We start from the raw sequence: 21,944 nt of genomic DNA on the forward strand, positions 1-21,944 counted from the left end.
AAGCGTTAGCGAAGGCGGAATTTTCCAGCTAGGATTGCTTGACTCAAGTTGATATGAAGACCTGTTGCTAACGGTAACTGCATTTACCTTGGATATGATCGCTAGACCAAAGATAAACCTGAGTCCCTTTCTAAGTAAACCTCTTTCCTTTACATTCTCAAACGACTAAATTCAATGTCAAGCGACCATTACATTTTTGGCGTTTTATCTCAGAATTTGACACAAATTTTGCCTACAGCGCTGCTAAAAGTAAAATTTTAATGGTTATCCTTAAACTAGAATCAGTTTCCCTTTAATCGTCAGCTTATTAACACCAGGCTTTGAATTGAGGGCAAAAAAAGTATAGCTCACTTTTCGTAACTACCAGCCTTGACTCATGATTGTTAAGGCTGGTGAAGCAATTTTAAAATTTTGGTTAGTAGTCATGGAAGTTATTTTTAAGGTCATTCGACAGCAACAAAATTCCTCCCCTATTGTGCAAACCTATCTTGTAGAGGCAGAACCAGGTAATACAATCCTGGATTGCCTCAATCATATTAAGTGGGAGCAAGATGGAACGTTGGCATTTCGCAAAAATTGCCGTAATACCATTTGTGGTAGCTGTGCTATGCGAATTAATGGGCGTTCGGCTTTAGCTTGTAAGGAAAATGTTGGCAGTGAACTTGCTAGATTACAACAAATACCATCATCCCAAAGTAAAGTAAATGTCATTCCTGAAATCACGATCGCACCTCTTGGCAATATGCCCGTGATTAAAGATTTGGTTGTAGATATGAGCAGTTTCTGGAATAATTTAGAGGCAGTTGCTCCTTATGTGAGTACAGCAGCACGACAAGTACCAGAAAGAGAGTTTTTGCAAACACCACAAGAGCGATCGCGTCTCGATCAAACTGGTAACTGTATTATGTGCGGTGCTTGTTACTCCGAATGCAACGCCCGTGAAGTGAATCCAGATTTTGTTGGTCCCCATGCCCTTGCCAAGGCTTACCGCATGGTAGCGGATTCTCGCGATAGTGATACCGAAAATCGTTTAGAAATGTATAACGAAGGCACTAAAGGCGTATGGGGTTGTACCCGTTGTTTATACTGCGATTCAGTTTGTCCAATGGAAGTTGCACCATTAGAACAAATCACCAAAGTTAAACAAGAAATTCTTACGCACAAAGAAGCCAGCGATAGTCGCTCAATTCGTCACCGGAAAGTTTTGATAGATTTAGTTAAAGAAGGTGGTTGGATTGATGAACGTCAATTTGGTTTACAAGTAGTCGGTAACTACTTTAAAGATTTAAGAGGATTGCTCAGTCTTGCACCCCTCGGTTTGCGGATGCTCCTGCGAGGTAAGTTTCCCTTGTCCTTTGAACCTTCTGAAGGGACAGAACAAGTGCGATCGCTCATTGAATCTGTGCAACAAGTTGAAGGGAATAGGGAATAGGGAAGAGGACTTGGGGACAAGGAGAATTGGGGACAAGGGGAAAGACTTGTTTCAAGTTCTCACCTCTTGTCACCTTGTCTCCCCTGCTCCCTGCTCCCCTGCCCTCTTCCCATTCCCCAATCCCTATTCTTCAACGCGGTTCTTGAGGTATATTCAACGGTCGCCCATAACGGTCATATACTAAAACATCCCACTGCCCGTTGTTACTAGACTCAAAAGCAATCCTGCTACCATCAGCGCTAATTGTAGGGTTGCGGACTTCAGCTTGTAGGTTATTAGTCAAATTTCGTGATTGGCGTGTTTCCCGCTCGTAGAGAAAAATAGCCGATCGCCCCTGGCGGCTAGCCGCAAACACAATATAACGACCATCTTGTGAAACGCTAGGATGATTTGCGATCGCATCAAAGGAATTTAAACCTGACAAATCAACCAAATCACGAGTCACCGTATCAAACATATAAACGTCTTGGCTACCGCGTCGGTCAGTAATAAAAACAATGTATCTCCCAGAAATTTGGGGGTTTAATTCTGACGCTAAACTATTGAGACTCCGACCCCCCGGATCAAAGGGATAACTCAAAAGGCGAGGGTAGCCAAAACATCCAGTCAATAAACTTAAGCAGAAAAATACAGGTATAAAAAAAACACGTTTCATATATTGGGCATGGGGCATTGGGCATTGGACATTAATTATTCTCCCTCATCTCCCTGCTCTCTGCTCTCTGCCTTCTATGGAGGTGAACCTACGGTTGCACCGTTAGGAATATCTAACTCAATATTTGGCCCTCGGTCTAGGACTTCAATATCCCACTGACCACGGCTGGCGGTTTCAAAAACAACATAACGTCCATCTGGGCTGATATTCGGTTTTCTGATCCAGCCGCGATAGGTTGGTGTAACGATTTGCGACTGTTGCGTAGCGCGATCGTAAAGCGCCACCACCGGTCTACCTTGGTCACTAGTAAGATAAGCAATATAACGCCCGGTGTAGCTCAAGCTAGGACTTTCAGCAATTGTCTCTGCTCGGTTTATGCCCGGTGTGCCAATAAACTGTTGCCTTTCTAAATCGAAAACTAATAGCTGTTGATTACCATTTCGATTAGATACAAACGCTAAAAAGCGCCCATTTCCACTCAAAGCAGGTTGCTCCTCGGTGTAGCGACTGTTGAGGGAAGTAGGCCCTATGGGAATATTGTTAGAACCACAAGATGCAAGCAAACTTGTTAAACCAAAAACCAGGCTCCAATGAATTGGTCTTTGGAGCCAAAATGTAGGCGTAAGTTTTTCCACCTCAACTGTTTTCCGTTGCCTTTAAACCTATTTCCACGCCAACTGTTTTAAACATCGTCATCAAAATCAGTCGAATTATCTGGCCCCTGATTTGGCTTTTCAATCGGGTTGTACGGTACATAATCAGTTGGGATCGCCTCATCATCTTCGCGCGGTCTTCGAGAAGCTGAGTCTGTGGGTGGACGACGCCTTCTTGGTCTAGGAGCAACATCATCTTCCCGGCTTTCTGGGCGTTGAGAACCGTTATTATTACGGCGAGAAGGTTTTTTGACTTCCCCTCCCGAACTTTCCCAATCATCAACTTGCCTAGATGAACCCCAATTTTCATCTTCAGAGCTTTCAGAAGGGCGATTCACAGGACGGCCAGAAGTCCGCCGCCGTGTTCTGTCAGTTGGAGCCTGTCTTTCACTACTGCTGCTGTTGCGGCGTTCTGAACGACGGGGTGATTGCTCTTCGTAGTAGTTATCACGAGTGGAAATTTCATCCCTGCTACCCTGAATCCGGCGACGCGGGGGGCGTTCTTCCTCGTCTTCATAAGGCAATGGATCTAAGTCTGCATCCATTTCAGCTTGATACTTTCTGCGATCGTTGTACGAATAGCGATCGCTAACCGGTCGGTCTTCATCCACAATCGGAGTGTTACGCTTTGCTTGCTGGGTAGCTATACTCCGCAGACGAATACTTTCAACTGCAAAAAACACAGTTGTGCCAACTAAAAGCAGTTGACCAAATTGCAGAATCGGGTCTAGCCGCCATCCTTGAAACACGAGAATAAAGCCGCAGAGCAAACCAACTGCCGCAAAAAAGATATCTTGATCCCGTGACAATTCTGGACGCACAGTGCGGAGAAAATACAGTGCTGCCCCAGCCACAGCCAGGAAAATTCCTAGAATACTGGCTGAATTTGCCCCAAAATTTACCTGAGCCAGAAAACTGGCTGAGTTCAGCCCAAAATTTATCATTGCTGTTTTCCCAATATCAAATCTATGTTAGCGAGTCACAATTAAAATCACTACTGTAATTAGGCACGATAAATATTGAAGCTTCAAAGCCTCTGGCAAAGAAGCTCTGAAGCTGTTCACCGAAAAATTAAAAAACCCTATGTCTGTTAGCTACAAATGCTTCTAGCGGCAAATACTGCTGCTTGTAGCGCAATTATAAATAGCTGACAGACAATCGGTTGTGAGAGTTAAATTAACTCTCATAAGCATTATGAACGCTGAATTTTATCTTTTTGGCTAATGAAAATTAGACCAACTGTAACGGGAATCACAACAATTGCAGTACCCCATAGCAGGCTCCAAAGAAAATTTGCTAAAGAAGGCGTCATACTTCTAAACCTTTTTTTACACACTTCATCCTAATTTTAATAGTGTATTACTTTCTTGAGAAGCCTCTAACTCGGAACTGCTAAACTTGGTAACTGCTGTGAGCGAGTTTACTTTTTTATTCCAGAAGAAAGTCACAGCATTTGGTTAAAATGATGATGAGAGTGCTTTACAAAGCTTAAAGTTTTTGTGGCGTTCGCGAAGCGCGGCTTGCCGTTCGCCTAAGTTTTACTTTCTTTACAGATAGATAGTACCTTAAACCGATGACTGGTGTTGACCTGACTGCTTGGATTCTTGGCCCTGTGTTAGGGGTGATGACATTTTTATTTATATTTCGGATCATTCTCACTTGGTATCCGCAAGTGAATCTGAATCGTTTGCCCTTTAACTTAATAGCTTGGCCTACCGAACCATTTTTAGTGCCATTGCGAAAACTGGTACAACCTATAGGCGGAGTGGACATTACACCTATTATTTGGGTTGGTATCTTCAGCCTGCTACGAGAAATATTACTAGGTCAGCAAGGATTGCTGACTATGATATCTCGTGCGAATTAGGGAATTGGGAATTGGGAATTGGGAAAAGGACTTGGGGACAAGGAGAATTGGGGACAAGGGGAAAGACTTATTTCAAGTTCTCACCTCTTGTCCCCTTGTCCCCTTGTCTCCCCTGCCTCCCCTTCCCAGTTCCCAATCCCTTACCCGTTCATCTCCTGGACAAAATTTGTATAGACATTACCCTGCAAAAATTGTGGAGTTTCCATGATTTTTTGATGAAACCCAATAGTGGTAGGCAGTCCAGTAATGGCACATTCCCGGAGTGCGCGTTTCATACGGTTAATAGCAGTGGGTCGGTCTGGGGCCCAAACAATTAACTTGCCGATTAAAGAATCGTAGTAAGGCGGGATTTGGTAATCGGTGTAAACGTGAGAATCAATCCTAACACCAGGGCCTCCAGGGGGGAGATAGCCGCTAATCCGTCCAGGAGAAGGACGAAAGTCATGATCTGGGTCTTCAGCGTTGATTCGGCACTCAATGGAATGACCCCGCAAAACTACTTGCTCTTGGGAAAGCTTGAGTCTTTCTCCTTGGGCAATTCGAATTTGTTCGGCAACCAAGTCTATTCCAGTAACCATCTCTGTTACAGGATGTTCTACTTGAATCCGGGTGTTCATTTCCATAAAGTAGAATTTACCGGATCTATCCAAGAGAAACTCAATAGTACCTGCCCCACTGTAATTAATAAATTGGGCCGCTTTGACAGCAGCTTGTCCCATTTTCTCACGCAGGTCTTGGTCGAGAGCCGGACTTGGGGCCTCTTCTAGTAACTTTTGGTTCCGGCGCTGAATTGAGCAATCCCGTTCACCCAAGTGGATGACATTACCGTAGTTATCCGCCAAAATTTGAAATTCGATGTGGCGGGGACGTTCAATAAATTTTTCGATGTAAACGCCAGAATTCCCAAAAGCTGCTCCTGCTTCCCCTTGCGCTGCCAAGAAAAGTTTGACAAATTCATCTTCAGAACGAACTAGGCGCATACCTCGCCCACCGCCACCTGCTGTGGCTTTAATCATCACTGGATAGCCGATTTCCTTGGCGAATTTTAATCCTTCTTCCTCGGATTCTACTAACCCCTCACTACCCGGTACTGTGGGGACTCCAGCTTTTTGCATGGTTTCTTTGGCAGTGGATTTATCGCCCATCAGCTTGATAGCTTCTGGAGTTGGGCCGATAAAAGCAATATGATGGTCAGCACAGATTTCCGCAAACCGGGCATTTTCTGCCAAAAAGCCATAACCTGGGTGAATAGCAGTCGCATTGCGCGTCAATGCGGCAGCAATAATATTGGGAATATTCAAATAACTTTTACTGCTAGCTGGTTCGCCAATGCAAACCGCTTCATCAGCAAGTTGGACGTGAAGAGCATTCCGGTCAACGGTGGAGTGAACCGCAACTGTCGCAATTCCCATTTCTTCACAGGCGCGGAGAATGCGAAGGGCGATTTCTCCCCGATTGGCAATTAATATTTTGTCAAACTTCATTTTTTAGTTTCGATATCATTACCAGTAGATTCACATTTTCTCTGATCCAACTTGAAACGACGCTTCCGCATTATTTCAAATTATCACAGGAGATTCGCCACCCTGACTCTAAGCAAACTCGCATATTGCAGGCTTGCTGCCTCTACGGGTTTTACTACACTAACAACATTGCTGCTGTAAGTCTTGGCTAGCTTACCAAACTGGGTTTTTGCGATACGCCATCGCACCGTTTCTCCCACAGTCGCTCTACCCTTTTTAATATCACTTGTGCAGATGCCAAATTTCTGTCAGTCTGATACCGCCTTGAAGAAATTTATATTTTTGAGAAATATAACTTTAGATATCACCTTACTATAATTATTTTCTTATGCTATAGTCTATCTTTAGACAAGCCGTGCGGATGTGGCGGAATTGGTATACGCGCACGCTTGAGGTGCGTGTGGGCTATGCCCTTGCGAGTTCGAGTCTCACCATCCGCATATTTTGTTGATTAGTCAAGGGTCAATAGTCAATGGTCAATAAACCTGAGACTGTTGACCCTTAAATCTTGGTATAGCTCTGGTTTTTTATGCTTTTATAGAGATACGTGAAGTTTTGTAAAAAGCATTGAGTATTACTTTTACGCCGACAAACAATTTAACACAGCCAGCAGCTTGGCATCGCCTCACTCCGATTTGGCAAGGAGGGGAGGAAGTAATTCAAAAAAGTTTACCTCACACTCAGCTAGCACCTGCTTGGCAGCTCATGCTATTGGGTGACGGCTCTCCAACACGTCACCTAGAATTGCTTACAGGCGAGCCTGTAGAAGTAGATGTCATTGATATGTCATTGATTGGCATGGATTTGGATGCTGCACCTGATTTAATCCAAGCTGTTCCAGGGCCGCGACTACGGCGACAAGTGTGGCTGCGGACTGCTTCTGGTCAACGATTAGCTTATGCTACCTCGTGGTGGGAAGCCAGTCATGTAGATGAGTATTTGCAAAATCGTTCATTACCAATTTGGGCAAGTTTAGCTCGTCTCCGCACAGAGTTATATCGGGATGTTCGAGGGATTTATTATGGTGACTCATCGGCGCTAGAGTCTGGTTTTGACGTAACTGGGCCTTTTTGGGGTCGCCACTACTTGTTTTGGCATCATGGACAGCCACTAACTTTAATTTATGAAGTTTTTTCGCCTTATTTAACTAAATATTTGGGAGCGATGCAATTGAATTCCCAAAATCGGTAAAAAGCCTGCGATCGCTATTGAGCAATACAATGAGGTTATCAAAGGAAGGTTGAATATTGTAGCGATCGCATCTGGTAGTAAATTCCCCAAGATCAACCATGATTCAACTTAAAACCCAACTCACCCTCGAAGAATTTCTTGCACTTCCCGAAGGAGATATCACCTACGAATTCATTGATGGAGAAGCTGTTCCTAAATTCCCAAATGATGAAATGGCACCAAAATTTTTTCATAGTTATATAACAGGTGCATTATTTATACTATTGTCTGCATGGGCGCAAGGAAAAGGGCGGGTTGTAATTGAATGGGCAATTAAGCTGAGACGAAATCAACAAGACTGGGTTCCTGTTCCAGATTTGACTTATGTTTCTTATAACCGTCTTTCTGCTGATTGGTTGCAAGATGAGGCTTGTCCTGTTGCACCCGAATTAGTCATTGAAATTATCTCCCCTGGTCAAACTTTCGGAGACATGACCGAAAAAGCCACTGATTATCTAAAAGCTAAAGTTCAACGAGTTTGGATTATTGATTCTAGAGCAAAAACTATTACTATTTTTTATCCTGATATTCTCCCTCAAACTAAACGTGATACTGAGAGTTTAGAAGATTCCCTATTTGAAGGGTTGCAAATTACACCTCAAGAAATCTTCCAACAAGCAAGAATTTCCTAATGATGTTAGCAAGAAAGCACGAGGAAAGGTTTAATGAATACTGTTGTGCTAAATCTAGAACCGATTGCTCATTTAACCGATGAGCAATTTTATCAATTGTGTGTTGCCAATCGTGATTTAAGCCTAGAGATGAATGCAGCCGGAGAATTAATAATTATGCCACCAGTCGGAGGAGAAAGCGGAAATCAAGAAGCAGATTTAATTACAGACTTAAATAATTGGAATCGTCAAGCTAAATTAGGGAAAGTTTTTAGTTCTTCAACTATCTTTATACTTCCAAATGGTGCAAAACGTTCTCCTGATGCTGCTTGGGTAAAATTGGAGCGCTGGGAAGCTTTAACACCAGAACAACGAAAAAAATTTCCGCCACTTGTACCCGACTTTCTGATTGAACTGCGTTCGGAGACAGATCGGCTGTCACAGATTCAGGAGAAAATGCAGGAATATATCAAAAATGGTCTGCGTTTGGGTTGGCTGATTAATCCTCAAGATCGTCAAGTTGAAATTTACCGACTTTTGAAAGCTGTAGAAGTTGTGCAAATGCCGGCGATTGTTTCTGGAGAGGATATATTACCTGGATTTGATTTGCAATTATAGGTTGTCCCAAAAAATATTGTAGTCATTATGTGGTGCGATAGCGTACCCGGCCATCGTAGGCGATGTCTACGACGGGCTGCGCCTACGCTACCGACCAAAGCCAAATAGCTTAAATTCACTTGCAGCTTTGTCCAGTTAGTTATATTCTCTAATTGCTTGGAATCAAAGATTTACTTGCGAAAATCTCCGAATGAGGCATTAATCTGAGCGAAACGTCCTACGAAATTCAACAAACCGTGTTAAAAATGGTAACTGAATCAAAAACACGGCTTTTGAAAGACTAGGGAAGATTGATTACGGAAGTATTATCAACATTTAGGGTGGAAAATTTAATCTAATTAGCTGTCCTAAAGAATGGGTAAACCTGTTGGTGTACTTAACTAATCAAGCAAGTAATAATAAGTTTGCAAGTATAAGGTATAGGTTTCGATGGCACCGCCTCTTGTGTCTGTTCCAATGAAGAAAAATAAGAAACCCTCTCTGGTGCTGACGCTCTCATCTGCTGGGCTATTAATTGGTGCAGGGAGTGTAGCATACTGGTTGTTAAGCCAGAGACAAATATCTTCCAGTGATTTGCTCGTAGGTGCAAATATTATTCCTGGTGATGCACTGTTTGCGGTTTCTCTGACCACAGATCCCCAGCAATGGCAGAAATTGCGGGAGTTTGGGACAAAAGAAACCCAAGCAGAACTGGACAGAAATTTAGTAGAATTGCGCGATCGCTTTCTGACTAATAATGGTTACGACTTCCAGAAAGATATCGCCCCTTGGGTAGGCAATGACGTTACAATCGCAATTCTTGCCCCAGCAACAGCAAGCAAAGCTGTACCCAAACCAGTTACCACTAATGAAGATGCTGCCAGCGATCAGCAGTCGATGGTAATGGTATTACCAGTAAAAAATCCAGAAATCGCCAAAAACATTTTGGCACAACCCAAAACCCTTAAACAAGGCAAATGGATTGACCGTATTTATCAAGGGATCGCCATCAAACAAAGTGAGGGACAGACAGGGGAAAACTTATCAGCAGCATTAATAGATGGGCGTTTTTTAGTTATAACTGATAGTCCTAAAGCCACAGAACGAGCGATCGATGCCTACAAAAATCAAACATCCCTAGCGACAACAGGGGGCTTTGCGGAGAATTTTCCGAAAATTGCCAATTACCAACGCTTTGGCCAGTTTTACGTCAATGTGCCAACAGCAGCTAAAATAGCCGCAGCTTCTCCAAACCGCCCTTTACCCGCTCAAGTTTTAGCTCAACTGCAAAATAACCAAGGTTTAGCAGGGACAATGACTTTAGAGGCAGAAGGAATCCGCTTCAAGGGTGTTTCTTGGTTAAATCCTAATAGTCAACGTGTGCTGGCGGTGGAAAATAAAGCTGGGAAAATGCAAAGTCGCGTACCAGCAGAAACCTTAATGATGCTTTCGGGAGGAAACTTACAGAGGTTGTGGGGAGATTACGTTTTAACATCTCAAGGAAATCCCCTCTCACCGATCGCACCAGAACAACTCAAAGGTGGGATAAAATCTCTTACCACTCTAGATTTAGATAAGGATTTGCTCAGTTGGATGAAAGGCGAGTTTTCCTTATCAGTGATTCCTAATACTCCCAAAGAAGGTTCACCAAATGATTTTCGTGCGGGTTTGGTGTTCATGGTACAGGCCAGCAATGCCTACGGTGGGCAAAGCCTACGCAATTCAGCCGAAGCATCCATAAAACAATTGGATGATGTGATGAGAAATCAATACCAATTCCAAGTGCAACCTGCAAAAGTTGCAGGGCAACCTGTTGTCAACTGGGTTTCACCTTATGGTACTTTAACTGCCACCCACGGTTGGTTAGATGGAGATGTCGCCTTTTTAGTAGTGGGCGCTCCCATCACTGATAAAATTGTTCCCAAGCCCAACAACACACTAGGTAGCACGATCCCATTCCAACAAACAGTTCCTACAGAACCAAATCCAACAAATGGTCAATTTTTTCTGGATGTGGAACGAACTGTGAACAATTTCCCTTTACCAACTCTAATTCCCAATCAACAAACTTTGCTAGCTGCAACACGCTCGATTGGGATGACATCTGCTGTCAGCGACAGTCGTAGTAACCTCTACGACATTTTTATAGCACTCAAAAAAGTTAGTAATACGACTCCCTTGCCTAGTCCAGAAAGCAATAATAGCAACTCTTCTAGATAAGAGAGCAGGGGGACAAGGGGACAAGGGGACAAGGGGACAAGGGGTGAGAACTTGAAACAAGTCTTTCCCCTTGTCCCCAATGCCCAATTCCAAATTCCCAATTTCCAATTCTCCTATCCCATAACCCTGTAAGCATATAGGATCAGAACAGTCAGAATCCATATTTTAAATCATCCACGGAGAGAACACTTTATGAATCTGGTTGTACTCCAGAACTGGCTGGACAATGCCTCCTTTGCCATATTATTCCTAACAATGCTGGTGTATTGGGGAGGAGCGGCTTTTCCGAATCTGCCTTATCTAGCCGCTTTGGGGACAGCTGGGATGGCGATCGCTAATTTGTGTATGGCGACTCTACTAGGGGCAAGATGGATAGAAGCTGGTTACTTTCCCCTAAGTAATCTCTATGAATCCCTGTTTTTCTTAACTTGGGGTATTACCACTGTCCATCTAATTGCTGAAAGTAGCAGCCGTAGCCGCTTAGTAGGAGTTGTTACAGCTCCGGTGGCAATGTTGATCGCTGCTTTTGCGACAATGACATTACCATCCCAGATGCAAGCGTCAGAACCCCTAGTACCTGCCTTGAAGTCAAATTGGCTGATGATGCATGTCAGCGTCATGATGTTGAGTTATTCTGCTTTGATGGTGGGTGCGTTATTAGCGATCGCTTTTCTGATTGTCACTCGCGGTCAAAACATCCAGCTACAAGGCAGTTCTGTCGGTACTGGTGGCTATCGCAGCAACGGCTACCGCTTGCACAAAGCAGCTGAACTCATTTCTCAACCACCAGCCCCTTCTGCTGAAAATAACGGCTTTGCTCGTTTTGAAAGTAGTAGCAATGGCAACGGTAACGCCAACACTGCTGTTTTGAATTTAGTAACTACTTCTGAACCTCAAACCGTAGCATCTGCCGAACCACTTTCACCTCAGCGCCTTAGCCTTGCCGAAACCCTCGACAACATCAGCTATCGCATCATCGGACTCGGATTTCCTTTGTTGACAATTGGCATTATTGCCGGTGGCGTTTGGGCTAACGAAGCTTGGGGTTCTTACTGGAGTTGGGACCCTAAAGAAACTTGGGCACTAATCACATGGTTAGTATTCGCCGCCTATCTCCACGCCCGAATCACTCGCGGTTGGCAAGGCCGCCGTCCCGCAATTTTAGCCGCCACTGGCTTTGTTGTTGTTTGGATTTGCTATCTCGGTGTGAATCTTTTGGGTAAAGGTTTGCATTCTTACGGCTGGTTCTTTTAATAACCTCACCCCTAACCCTCTCCAGCAATGGAGAGGGAGAAAGGAGGAGATTTAAATTTACTATTATCTCTTGGGAATTATTTCGGATGAACTGTTATATCACTGGAAAATATAGATTTAGTGATAGGACATTTTTATGGAAGATGGATTTGAGAGACTTAATCACGATGAAGTTGTGTCTATAGAACCAGACACCTTTAATAAATTAAATATTGCTAAAACTTTTAAAGTCCGTGATTTGATTACCGCAATTAAGGAATATATTGGAGCGGAAGAAACAGACGAAGTAAATTTGTATACCCAAGGATTAAATTGTGAAGTTTTGCAATTTAGTACTCAGGGATGGAAAAAAGGAAAAGTTAGACTTGCTTTAGAATTTTGTCCTGATGAATCTGAGTCCCCGCTTGATGAGATTTTTCAAAAGCTCAAACAAGTAGAAAAATAAAATTATTTGTTGTAATTGATAATTAAATTATCAATTACAAATAGTTATAAGTCCTTTTTTAGAAGATGAACAATATGGTTCAGACTCCAGTTAAAAAACTAACTATTGCTTGAAAACCGATACTAAGTCCAAAAATTTACGCGCAATGACCGAATTATCTCTACGAATTTCCCCGAACTAGAACTAGCTCTTAAAGAAGTTGTAGCTGCAAGCCAAATCCCAAAACTATGAGGATTTATAATTAATTTGTCTCTCCTGGGAACTATAGATTTAGTTACAGGAGCAAGATTTATGAATGATGAATGGGAACCTCTAAATCCTGAAAAAGATGTTGTGCATTTTCACCAAGAAGCGTTTGAAAATTTACCCCGCACTCAAATAGTATTTCAGCTTTTAAAGGAAGTAAAAAATTTTTGGGCCAAACACTGTGCCTCATCAGGTTCAAAAGTATTTGACGAAGGATTTGAATGTTATGTTTTAATACCTGGTCAACAATGGCGGACAGGTAAAATTAGAGTCCGCCTAGAATTTTGCCCTGATGAAACTGAAATTGAAGAAAAACAAGAAAATAATCGCTTAGATATCAATCCAGAAAGTTCTCCGCTCGATGACCTTCGGCAGCAACTCAAGGAAGGTGAAAATTAATACCCAAATCGTAATTGTCGATGCACGTGATATAAGAGACAATTATCTGTGTCCGTCGGCGCTAAAAAATCCAAAATGGTATGGACTCCTCTACACGCAAAAATACATCGCACCATCCGATCGCGCCACTTGTTTGAGCGCAACCAGCGACTATTAATCGCTGTCTCCGGCGGACAAGATTCTTTGTGTTTAATAAAATTACTTTTAGATTTACAATCCAAATGGGGATGGTATTTAGGTATTGCTCACTGCGACCATCGTTGGCGTTCTGACTCTCAAGCTAATGCTCATCACGTTGAAAACCTAGCTGAAACTTGGGGTACATCCTTTTATTTAGAAACAGCGAACGAACCTATAAATAGTGAGGCTGCTGCACGCGATTGGCGCTATCAAGCTTTAAGTGCGATCGCTCAAGCAAATAATTATCAGTATATAGTTACAGGACACACCGCCAGCGATCGCGCCGAAACTCTCCTCTACAACTTAATTCGGGGTACTGGTGCTGATGGTTTACAAGCCCTGACTTGGCAACGCCCTCTGACTACAGGCATTATGCTAGTACGCCCACTTTTAGAAGTTACTCGAATACAAACAGAGCAATTTTGTCAAGAGTTTAAATTGCCAATTTGGGAAGATTCCACTAATCAAGATTTGCAATATGCCCGCAACCGCATTCGCCAAGAGTTGATACCATATTTACGGGAAAATTTCAATCCCCAAGTAGAATCAGCCTTAGCTCAAACAGCAGAACTTCTCCAAGCAGAAGTAGAATATCTCGAAAAAGCTGCCCAGCAATTGCGGGAAAAGGCTTTGGGCATAGGGGATGATGAAGATTCCCTTATTCCCTTACGCTTAAATCGTCGGGTATTGCAGAAAGCACCATTGGCACTGCAACGTCGCGTGATGCGTCAGGTGTTGCAGCAAATACTTACTGATGCAGCGAGTTTTGAACACATTGAGAAATTAACGGCTTTAATTACAGCGCCAAACCGTTCGCAAACCGATCCATTTCCTGGTGGTGCGATCGCTCAAGTAGAAGGAGACTGGATTTATTTAAAATAGTTAGGAGTTAAAAATAGACATCTCCAGAAATTAAATATGCATTACCCAGAAACCTTGTAGAGACGTAGCATTGCTACGTCTCTACTTTTTCGGAGATGTCTAATCTTTAATTCATCACTCCTAACTTATTAAGACGCTAATAATTCTGGCTGAGGCATTAAACCTTGGAGAGTGTGGCGCAACTGGGCGATTGCTTGGACTTGATGATCGCCAGTTTCCTGGAATTTATCCAAAGATTCTGCAATTCCTTGCAGCTTTTGCCGTAAGCCATCAAGAGAATCCTGAATTGGTTGTAGTGCTTCTTGATAAAGATTCACTCGACCACAACATTCAGCAGTTGTTCTTCGCAGGGAAAGCAAATTTTCTTCGATCGCTTTTAGTTCTTGGCGCTTTTCATCCAAATCGTGGGTTTGATTGTCAATCATTCCCTGATTTAGCTCAACACCAGAACAGATTTGATCGATTTCACGTTCTAGCTTTTGGATTTCTTGGGAATACTGTTGTCGCTGGGTTTCAATTTGTAACAGAACCGGTTCTAAATTGACTTTATTACCCTCTTCTTCCTCAACAACAGTATGTCCTTGTCGCCGTAGCAATACAGCTTGGTGTTGCTTGAGAAACTTCTGATGCTGTAACATATTGCGGCGTTGTCCCACCAAACTGGAGTTTAGCATCTGATAGAGGTCTTTTTCATCTGTTAATTCCAGTTCCAAATTGATGTGATCCTGGTCAGATGCTTGGCTTAATTTATTTTGTAGTTCTTCTATAGCTTCTTGTTTATATTCCAGTTCTTGTTCCTGATCGTGAACAAAGGTAGCATCTATTTCCAGTTTATGCTGCAAGTCTTGGACTATCTTTTGTAGTTCTTCTAAAGGCATTTTATCCAAAGCTTCCACATTCGCTTGCTGGCCGAGAACTACATCACTAGATGTTGCAGCTATAGAGTGAATTTGTTGATATAACTCTTCAGCATTTCGTAACTGCTCTTTGATTATCCGGGCATACTCTTGCTTGCTAGTCAGGTCAGCTGTATTTATTTGCAACTGGGCTGTTTGCTGAACTAGAGTATTTTGTGCTTCTTGCAATGCATTTTGGCGATCGCTAAATGTTTGTGACAACCGCTCCACTTCTTCTTGCTGTTGTGCGATCGCTGTTTTTTGTTCTTCTAGTTTTTGCCAGTGCGGGTTTAGAGTCGCTTGCTGCTTTTCCACGAATTCAAAAGCCAGATGCAGGTGTTCCCTGACTGTTTCTGTGGGAGGTACACGACTAGATAAGCGATCGAGTAACTCACTCATTACCCGACTTTGCTCTTCATCCAAAACCGTCCCCTGTTTAAAATCTGCTTGACGTTCCTCTAGACGGCGCTGCTCACCCCGCAAATGTTCCCAAGCGCCTTCCAATTCTAGGCGGTTGCGTTCAACTTCTGTTTTTAACTGTTCAATTTCCTGGCGGGATGTGTCAACTTCTTGTTTTTGCTGCTCTAGTTGTTGCAACTCCTCTTCCATGTTTTGCAACTGTTCTGAGCGTACTTCCATGTCCATTTCACGGCGATTCAACTCTTGCGCCTGAAACGTTAACGACTGTTTCCACTGATCGATTTCATCTTCCTTGAGCTTAAATTTCTCCAATTGGCGGGAAAAATTCTGCAAAATATTGACTAGTGGCCGCCCTGCTTCTTGAATTCGCTGCACTTGACGATTCGGATTCAGTTCAACCAGTACCAAAGCGCCATCATTTAATTTGCTTGCGTCCTCAGCAGCAATCACTTCTTCCGACACAGTACTCCAATTCTGGTCAGTTCGCTGACAAGCTAGCAGTTTCAATTCAGTTTTGCCGCTGCCACTGAGTAAACCACCTTTCTGTTTTTGTACTTCTGCTAAATACAGCACACCGTTAGTCCTTTATTGATGCACTTAAAGTTCATGTTTTGGGATATACCTTAAATAATTCTGTTAACTTGTCTCCCTGAACCCAGGTTTAGGAAAACAAGACAGACAAAACTATAGACGCAATATATTACGCCTTGATATTAATAAAAGCGATTTGGTCACGCCTTTATATTTTGTACTGATGACAGTGATGATGACTTCCGTGTTAACACTAGCTTTGTCAAAGTGTATTACGAAAGATTAAGGTTTATAGTTGAATCTATTCCCTAATGCCAACAAGGAGAAGGGTAAAAATCTTGCCAATACTCCATAATCAATACTTAAACTACCTGCTCTAAAAATGGAAAAATTGCAGGACACAATTCAAAAATAATATTTAACGGCATTACAAGGAGTACTTTTTAGGTAAATGCAGGGAAATTTAAGTGAAATTGATATTTGCAGTATCCTGCAATTGATTGCGTTGGGACAGCGAACTGGACAACTATGGGTAGAAGCTCATAGCTCTCACCATAACAACAAGCTGAGTGGAGAGGGAGCAAACATTTATCGCCCCAAACAACAGTCTTGGTTCGTCTTTTTCCTCAATGGTCAAATTATCTATTGCCGAGAAGGTGAGAGTAATTTATCCAGAATTAACGATTATTTACGTCATTATCGAGTCGAGATGCGACTCACCGACAAACAGATTGCCTCTCTACCATCAACCGACTCACCAGAGTATGCCTATCTGTGGGCACTTTTGGAGCGAAATATTATCAACCCCAAGATAGCTGGTAGTATCATTCACGGCTTGGTGCATGAAACTCTCTTTGATCTGCTGAGTTTACACCAAGGGAACTTCATTTTTCATCAGGGTGCGGCACTTGCCCCACAATTAAACACTTTCGAGATTGCTCCATTTGTTACAAAAATTACGAAGCAGGTGCAAGAGTGGAAGGAACTTTATCCGCACATTCAGTCTCCCGAACAATTGCCAGTCCTATCTGACAAAGTTCAGCTACAATCATCGCTACCAGAAGCAACTGTAGAGAAATTACAACATTGGGCTGATGGTAAAACATCCTTGCGTCAACTGGCTCGCTATCTCAACCGAGATATTTTGACAGTTGCCAAGGCAATATATCCTTATGTGCAACAGAGTTGGCTCCAACTAGTATATTCAGCCACAACTAAACCAGATACCCACAATGACAACTGGGAATTGAAGGGAAAACACAGGGGGCGGATAGTATGTATTGACGATGCGATCGCCATCGGTGAGACTATAAATTCGATCTTACAACCACAAGGCTATGAAGCGATCGCTCTCACCAATCCCTTAGAAGCACTGAGTCTGGTTTTTCAACTCAAACCCGATTTAATTTTGTGCGATATAGCCATGTTGGAATTGGAAGGGTACGAGGTTTGCGCCATGTTGCGACATTCCACAGCATTTCGGCTCACACCGATTATCATGCTTACTGGTAAAGATGGATTTATTGATCGAGTCAAAGCTAGTATGGTCGGGGCAACAGATTATTTAACAAAACCATTTACAGACACAGAATTACTCATGATTGTAGAGAAATATCTCAAAATAGAATTCTATGAAAATGGGGATTAGGGAATAGGGAGTAAGGGCTGGGGGAAAACATAACTTGTTGATCTACTAAAAGATCAGTTAAAAGATGTTATCACAGAGTCAGCTAACTCAGTGAAACCTCAATATCCAGGAAAATAGTGAGAACATACAATTAATTTATACAGTTAATAATTGCGGAGGAATCAGGGAATGTTCCAAATAGGAACGTCTACATCAGGAGGTAAATAGACATTTATGAGTACAGTTCTGATTGTGGAAGACAGTATCGCGCAAAGGGAGATGATTACAGACCTCCTAAAAGCAACTGGCCTAACAGTTACCCATGCCAGCGATGGATTAGAAGCATTGGAGGCAATCCAAATAGCACCTCCCGATTTAGTGGTGTTAGATATTGTCATGCCCCGGATGAACGGCTACGAAGTTTGTCGGCGGTTAAAATCCGATCCCAAAACCCAAAATGTCCCGGTGGTGATGTGTTCTTCCAAAGGCGAAGAATTTGATCGCTACTGGGGTATGAAGCAGGGTGCAGATGCCTACATAGCCAAACCGTTTCAACCAACCGAGTTGGTAGGAACAGTCAAACAACTGCTGCGAGGATAAGGATAAAAGCAATATGGTCAGCAAACCGGACTTTTTAAGTGGTAGCGGTCAAGACCACTTCCGACCAGAATTACAAGTGGAAAGTCCTGAAGGTGAGTTACATTTGAGATTTTACATTCCCTCGCATCAGGAGTTTGCACTACAAGCAACTGGCATCCGGGAGGTAATTGAACTAAGTCCTGATAGAATCACCCCGATTCCTAATGCTTCTCCTTTACTTTTGGGTACTCTAAATTTACGAGGTCGAGTTATTTGGGTGGCTGATTTGGGTCAATTTCTGGGGGAAGCAAGTGCATTAAACACGGATAGAGCAGAAATTTCGGTGATTGCCATCGAAGAGCAAGACACAATAGTAGGTTTAGCAGTAGAGGAAATCGGTGGTATGGACTGGTTGGATGTCCAGAATCTTATGCCACCAACTGGTGTTCCAGATACTATGGTTCCCTTTCTACGTGGAGAGTGGCTACTAGGTGCTAAAAACAATCGGTGTCTACGACTGCTCGATCAAATGGCAATTGTACGGAGTGCTAGGTGGGCAGGATGAAATTGGAGGAGGAAATGGCAGCAAGTATTGATAATTACGAACCAACATATCAACAGGCGATGACCGCCTATGTTCAAAGGAATTATGAGGTTGCCGCCACTTTAGTTGATCAAGTGGTGCAAAATCTACCAAATGACCCCAACACTCATTTGTTAAGGGGTCACATCTACTATGTTTTGCAACAGTACGATGTTGCAAAAGAAGAATATCAACAGGTATTAGGCTTGACTAACGAACAAGAAATTATTGGTTTTGCCAATAATGGAATTGAAAATATCAATCAATATTTACAGTCATTCGGTGGACAGATTGATACATCAGGAAGTCAAGAGCAGATCAATTCCTCAGAGATGTCCGATCCACTGGCATATAGCGAACCAGAATTAGAAGATTTGGAAGCTAGTGAGGAGTTTGACAGTAATAACCTTGATTTAAACTTTTTTGGAGAGCCTCAAGAAACTGTGGATGGGGTTACAGAACTATCTTCAAATAGTCCATTTGACATCCCCACAGAAGATAGTATTGGAATGGGAAAAATCTCAGATTCTTCTATAGCTTTTGGTGACGACCCTTTTGCTTTGGATGAAGAATCAGAGGAACAAAATTTAAATAGCAGTAGTTATGAGGAAAAAACAGAATTAGATTTGCCTGCTTTTTGGCAGGAAGATATTTCCGAAGAGAGCCATGAAGAATCATTAGTAAATAGTCAATTTTCAGAGAACGAGATAAATCGCGATCATGGAAATTCAGCTATTGACAATAATAATTCTTCATCTTTTAATTCACAAACTAGTAGTAGCGAAAATAATTTCTCTGATTTGTTGAGTGAGCCAAAGTCTTCAGAGCCTAGGATTGAGAATTTAGAATATAATAAATCTAATTTTGGAGACGAGACTTTACTTATTGTTGTTGAAGAACAACTTATAAATAGTTCGACAACTACAAATAACAATAGTAGATATGATTTGCCTGAAACCGAAGCACATAATTGGTTGAAGTCACAAGATTTGGAAGCAGAGCAAGAGTTTCAACCAGAATCATCTGATAATTATTCATCTTTTAAGAGCGATATCCCTCTGAAAGAAAAGCAGATGAAATCAAGTGAAATCATCAGCAAAAATAGCTTTGATGATGAAAATTTTGATATGGAAGCATTTGAGTCTGCCTTTGGCTCAGATGGTTTAAGTTCTTATGAAGACTCAAACAATATACTGAATGGAGAAAGTTCTAAGAGCAATATTGACTTTTTAGATGACTTTGAAGAATTTGACGATTTAGGAAACATTCCAGGATTTGACCTGATCGAAGAAAATTCTAACTTCGGTGATGCAGCAATGTATTCTGCTCCAGCAGAAACTAGTGGCAGTGTACGTCAAAGCACGGATACTTCTGGAAGCAATGCAGCCGATCGCGAAGAGGAATTATTTTCGATGACTGGTTCCCATGAAGGAGTTCCAGTTTTTAGCCAAACAGATGTCTCGAAACTAGAACCCAACGTTAGCGTCGAGCAAGGCTGGTTAGCACCATTAGAAAATGCTTCCATAGAACGGAAACAATGGTTGATTGCTGGAAGTGTGGGCATTGTCTCAGCGCTAGTTGTAGCCACAGTTAGCTTTGTCGCCACCACATTTTCGCCAGCCCAACAACGTGAATCAGTACGAAACACAGGTTGGGCAATGTCCCTAGCAGCCGGGATTGCCGGTTTTACCACCGCAGGCTTTATGGGAAATCTTGCACTCAAACAAATTCGGCGCACAACCAATGATCTGCAAGCTCAGTTTGAAGCTGTACGCCAAGGAAATTTGAATGCTCAAGCCACAGTGTTTTCTGAAGATGAATTGGGGCATTTATCCACTGGCTTTAATGAAATGGCGCGGGTAATTTTCACAACGACAAGTGAAGCCCAACGGAAAGCCGATGAACAAGAGGAAGCCAAGGAAAACCTGCAACGTCAGGTGATTCGCCTTTTGGATGATGTGGAAGGAGCTGCTAGAGGCGATTTAACAGTCCAAGCTGAAGTGACAGCCGACGTACTAGGAGCCGTAGCCGACGCTTTTAACCTGACAATTCAAAACCTGCGAGATATTGTGCAACAGGTTAAAGTGGCAGCGAAGGATGTAACAAAAGGTGCAACCAACTCTGAAACCTTTGCGAGAGCCTTATCTAGTGATGCTTTACGTCAAGCAGAAGAGTTAGCAGTAACACTGAATTCTGTACAGGTAATGACCGACTCGATTCAGCGAGTTGCAGAAGCGGCGCGGGAAGCTGAAACCGTTGCTCGTGATGCTAGTACGATCGCTCTCCAAGGTGGTGAAGCGGTAGAAAATACCGTCGCAGGTATTTTAGAAATTCGAGAAACTGTTGCCGAAACCACTCGCAAAGTGAAGCGGTTGGCGGAATCTTCTCAAGAAATTTCTAAAATTGTGGCGTTGATTTCGCAGATTGCTTCCAGAACCAACTTGTTAGCACTCAATGCTAGTATTGAGGCGGCAAGAGCGGGAGAAGCTGGACGCGGGTTTGCGATCGTAGCAGACGAAGTGCGCCAGTTAGCAGATAAATCTGCCAAATCCCTCAAGGAAATTGAACAAATTGTGATGCAAATCCAAAGCGAAACAGGTTCTGTAATGACCGCGATGGAAGAAGGCACACAACAAGTAATTAAAGGAACAAAATTGGCAGAAGAAGCCAAGCGATCGCTCGAAAATATTATTCAAGTGGCGAATCGTATTGATATTCTTGTGCGCTCTATTACCAGCGACACTGTGGAACAGACTGAAACCTCCCGCGCTGTCGCTCACGTAATGCAATCAGTAGAACTAACTGCACAAGAAACTTCCCAGGAAGCACAGCGAGTTTCAGGTGCCCTACAACACTTAGTAGGTGTATCCCGTGACTTGATCGCCTCCGTTGAACGTTTCCGAGTGGAAACGATGGAAACCAGATAAAAAAGTTAGGAGTTAGGAGTGAGGAGTTAGAACTAAAAATCACAACTCACTACTTGAAATAAAGTTAGGAGTTAGGAGTAAAAAGTTAGCAATAAAAATTACAACTCATAACTCATAATTCATAACTCACAACTCATAACTCATAACTCACAACTAACAACTAACAACTCATAACTCATAACTTTTG

The 21,944-nt window shown here is 42.6% G+C and carries 20 protein-coding genes and 1 tRNA gene; 15 read left to right on the forward strand and 6 right to left on the reverse strand.

Annotated elements, in window-relative coordinates:
• The first annotated feature begins 424 nt into the window (after positions 1-424).
• Entirely contained in the window at positions 425-1,432 is a 1,008-nt protein-coding gene (locus tag ACFFRD_RS11190; RefSeq protein WP_392483048.1) for a succinate dehydrogenase/fumarate reductase iron-sulfur subunit, read from the forward strand.
• 130 nt (positions 1,433-1,562) lie between these two features.
• Here the strand turns inward: ACFFRD_RS11190 and ACFFRD_RS11195 are convergent, their stop codons facing one another.
• From ACFFRD_RS11195 to psbX, 4 genes are all read right to left on the reverse strand, one after another.
• Entirely contained in the window at positions 1,563-2,087 is a 525-nt protein-coding gene (locus ACFFRD_RS11195; protein ID WP_114083826.1) for a TolB family protein, read from the reverse strand.
• A 74-nt stretch (positions 2,088-2,161) separates the two neighbouring features.
• Positions 2,162-2,722 carry a TolB family protein gene (locus ACFFRD_RS11200; RefSeq protein WP_392481511.1) on the reverse strand — a complete coding sequence of 187 codons (561 nt, stop codon included), beginning with the start codon at positions 2,720-2,722 and terminating at the stop codon, positions 2,162-2,164.
• Positions 2,723-2,769: 47 nt separating this feature from the next.
• Positions 2,770-3,684 (reverse strand): Ycf66 family protein, encoded by a 915-nt coding sequence (locus ACFFRD_RS11205; protein ID WP_392481512.1) that lies wholly within the window; start codon positions 3,682-3,684, stop codon positions 2,770-2,772.
• 248 nt (positions 3,685-3,932) lie between these two features.
• Complete coding sequence (gene psbX, locus ACFFRD_RS11210; protein WP_012412183.1) at positions 3,933-4,052, reverse strand: photosystem II reaction center X protein; 120 nt, start codon at positions 4,050-4,052, stop codon at positions 3,933-3,935.
• A gap of 261 nt (positions 4,053-4,313) precedes the next feature.
• Between psbX and ACFFRD_RS11215 the strand changes: the two genes are divergently transcribed.
• Positions 4,314-4,607, forward strand: coding sequence for a YggT family protein (locus ACFFRD_RS11215; protein ID WP_012412184.1), 294 nt, complete (start codon positions 4,314-4,316; stop codon positions 4,605-4,607).
• Positions 4,608-4,747: 140 nt separating this feature from the next.
• Here the strand turns inward: ACFFRD_RS11215 and accC are convergent, their stop codons facing one another.
• The gene (gene accC / locus ACFFRD_RS11220; RefSeq protein WP_114083791.1) at positions 4,748-6,091 is read right to left on the reverse strand and encodes an acetyl-CoA carboxylase biotin carboxylase subunit; all 1,344 of its coding nucleotides are present in this window, start codon (positions 6,089-6,091) and stop codon (positions 4,748-4,750) included.
• Between the two features lie 396 nt (positions 6,092-6,487).
• On the opposite strand from accC, the gene ACFFRD_RS11225 reads away from it, so the two are divergent.
• The 9 genes from ACFFRD_RS11225 to tilS all read left to right on the forward strand — a co-directional run bounded on the left by ACFFRD_RS11225 (position 6,488) and on the right by tilS (position 14,194).
• Positions 6,488-6,570 (forward strand) — tRNA-Leu (locus ACFFRD_RS11225).
• A gap of 127 nt (positions 6,571-6,697) precedes the next feature.
• A complete protein-coding gene (locus tag ACFFRD_RS11230) occupies positions 6,698-7,321 on the forward strand; it encodes a chorismate lyase (protein ID WP_012412186.1) in 624 nt (207 codons plus the stop codon).
• 98 nt (positions 7,322-7,419) lie between these two features.
• On the forward strand, positions 7,420-7,992 hold the full coding sequence (locus ACFFRD_RS11235; RefSeq protein WP_392481514.1) for a Uma2 family endonuclease: 573 nt from the start codon (positions 7,420-7,422) through the stop codon (positions 7,990-7,992).
• Positions 7,993-8,025: 33 nt separating this feature from the next.
• The gene (locus ACFFRD_RS11240) at positions 8,026-8,589 is read left to right on the forward strand and encodes a Uma2 family endonuclease (RefSeq protein ID WP_392481515.1); all 564 of its coding nucleotides are present in this window, start codon (positions 8,026-8,028) and stop codon (positions 8,587-8,589) included.
• A 429-nt stretch (positions 8,590-9,018) separates the two neighbouring features.
• Positions 9,019-10,788 carry a DUF3352 domain-containing protein gene (locus tag ACFFRD_RS11245; protein WP_392481516.1) on the forward strand — a complete coding sequence of 590 codons (1,770 nt, stop codon included), beginning with the start codon at positions 9,019-9,021 and terminating at the stop codon, positions 10,786-10,788.
• Between the two features lie 192 nt (positions 10,789-10,980).
• Positions 10,981-12,042 carry a c-type cytochrome biogenesis protein CcsB gene (gene ccsB / locus ACFFRD_RS11250; protein WP_012412189.1) on the forward strand — a complete coding sequence of 354 codons (1,062 nt, stop codon included), beginning with the start codon at positions 10,981-10,983 and terminating at the stop codon, positions 12,040-12,042.
• 136 nt (positions 12,043-12,178) lie between these two features.
• Complete coding sequence (locus ACFFRD_RS11255) at positions 12,179-12,487, forward strand: KGK domain-containing protein (RefSeq protein ID WP_114083796.1); 309 nt, start codon at positions 12,179-12,181, stop codon at positions 12,485-12,487.
• A 291-nt stretch (positions 12,488-12,778) separates the two neighbouring features.
• Positions 12,779-13,132, forward strand: coding sequence for a KGK domain-containing protein (locus ACFFRD_RS11260; protein WP_392481518.1), 354 nt, complete (start codon positions 12,779-12,781; stop codon positions 13,130-13,132).
• Between the two features lie 75 nt (positions 13,133-13,207).
• The gene (gene tilS / locus ACFFRD_RS11265; protein WP_392481519.1) at positions 13,208-14,194 is read left to right on the forward strand and encodes a tRNA lysidine(34) synthetase TilS; all 987 of its coding nucleotides are present in this window, start codon (positions 13,208-13,210) and stop codon (positions 14,192-14,194) included.
• Between the two features lie 128 nt (positions 14,195-14,322).
• Here the strand turns inward: tilS and hmpF are convergent, their stop codons facing one another.
• A complete protein-coding gene (gene hmpF / locus ACFFRD_RS11270) occupies positions 14,323-16,083 on the reverse strand; it encodes a pilus motility taxis protein HmpF (protein ID WP_392481520.1) in 1,761 nt (586 codons plus the stop codon).
• Between the two features lie 409 nt (positions 16,084-16,492).
• On the opposite strand from hmpF, the gene ACFFRD_RS11275 reads away from it, so the two are divergent.
• The 4 genes from ACFFRD_RS11275 to ACFFRD_RS11290 all read left to right on the forward strand — a co-directional run bounded on the left by ACFFRD_RS11275 (position 16,493) and on the right by ACFFRD_RS11290 (position 21,757).
• Positions 16,493-17,689, forward strand: coding sequence for a response regulator (locus ACFFRD_RS11275; protein WP_193947534.1), 1,197 nt, complete (start codon positions 16,493-16,495; stop codon positions 17,687-17,689).
• A gap of 213 nt (positions 17,690-17,902) precedes the next feature.
• Positions 17,903-18,268, forward strand: a complete 366-nt coding sequence (locus ACFFRD_RS11280; protein WP_069073698.1) for a response regulator transcription factor — start codon at positions 17,903-17,905, stop codon at positions 18,266-18,268.
• A gap of 13 nt (positions 18,269-18,281) precedes the next feature.
• A complete protein-coding gene (locus tag ACFFRD_RS11285) occupies positions 18,282-18,812 on the forward strand; it encodes a chemotaxis protein CheW (protein WP_392481521.1) in 531 nt (176 codons plus the stop codon).
• A gap of 14 nt (positions 18,813-18,826) precedes the next feature.
• On the forward strand, positions 18,827-21,757 hold the full coding sequence (locus tag ACFFRD_RS11290) for a methyl-accepting chemotaxis protein (RefSeq protein ID WP_392481522.1): 2,931 nt from the start codon (positions 18,827-18,829) through the stop codon (positions 21,755-21,757).
• Positions 21,758-21,944 lie beyond the last annotated feature (187 nt).

The sequence above is a fragment of the Nostoc sp. C110 genome, assembly GCF_043099725.1.
GTDB lineage: Bacteria > Cyanobacteriota > Cyanobacteriia > Cyanobacteriales > Nostocaceae > Nostoc > Nostoc muscorum_A.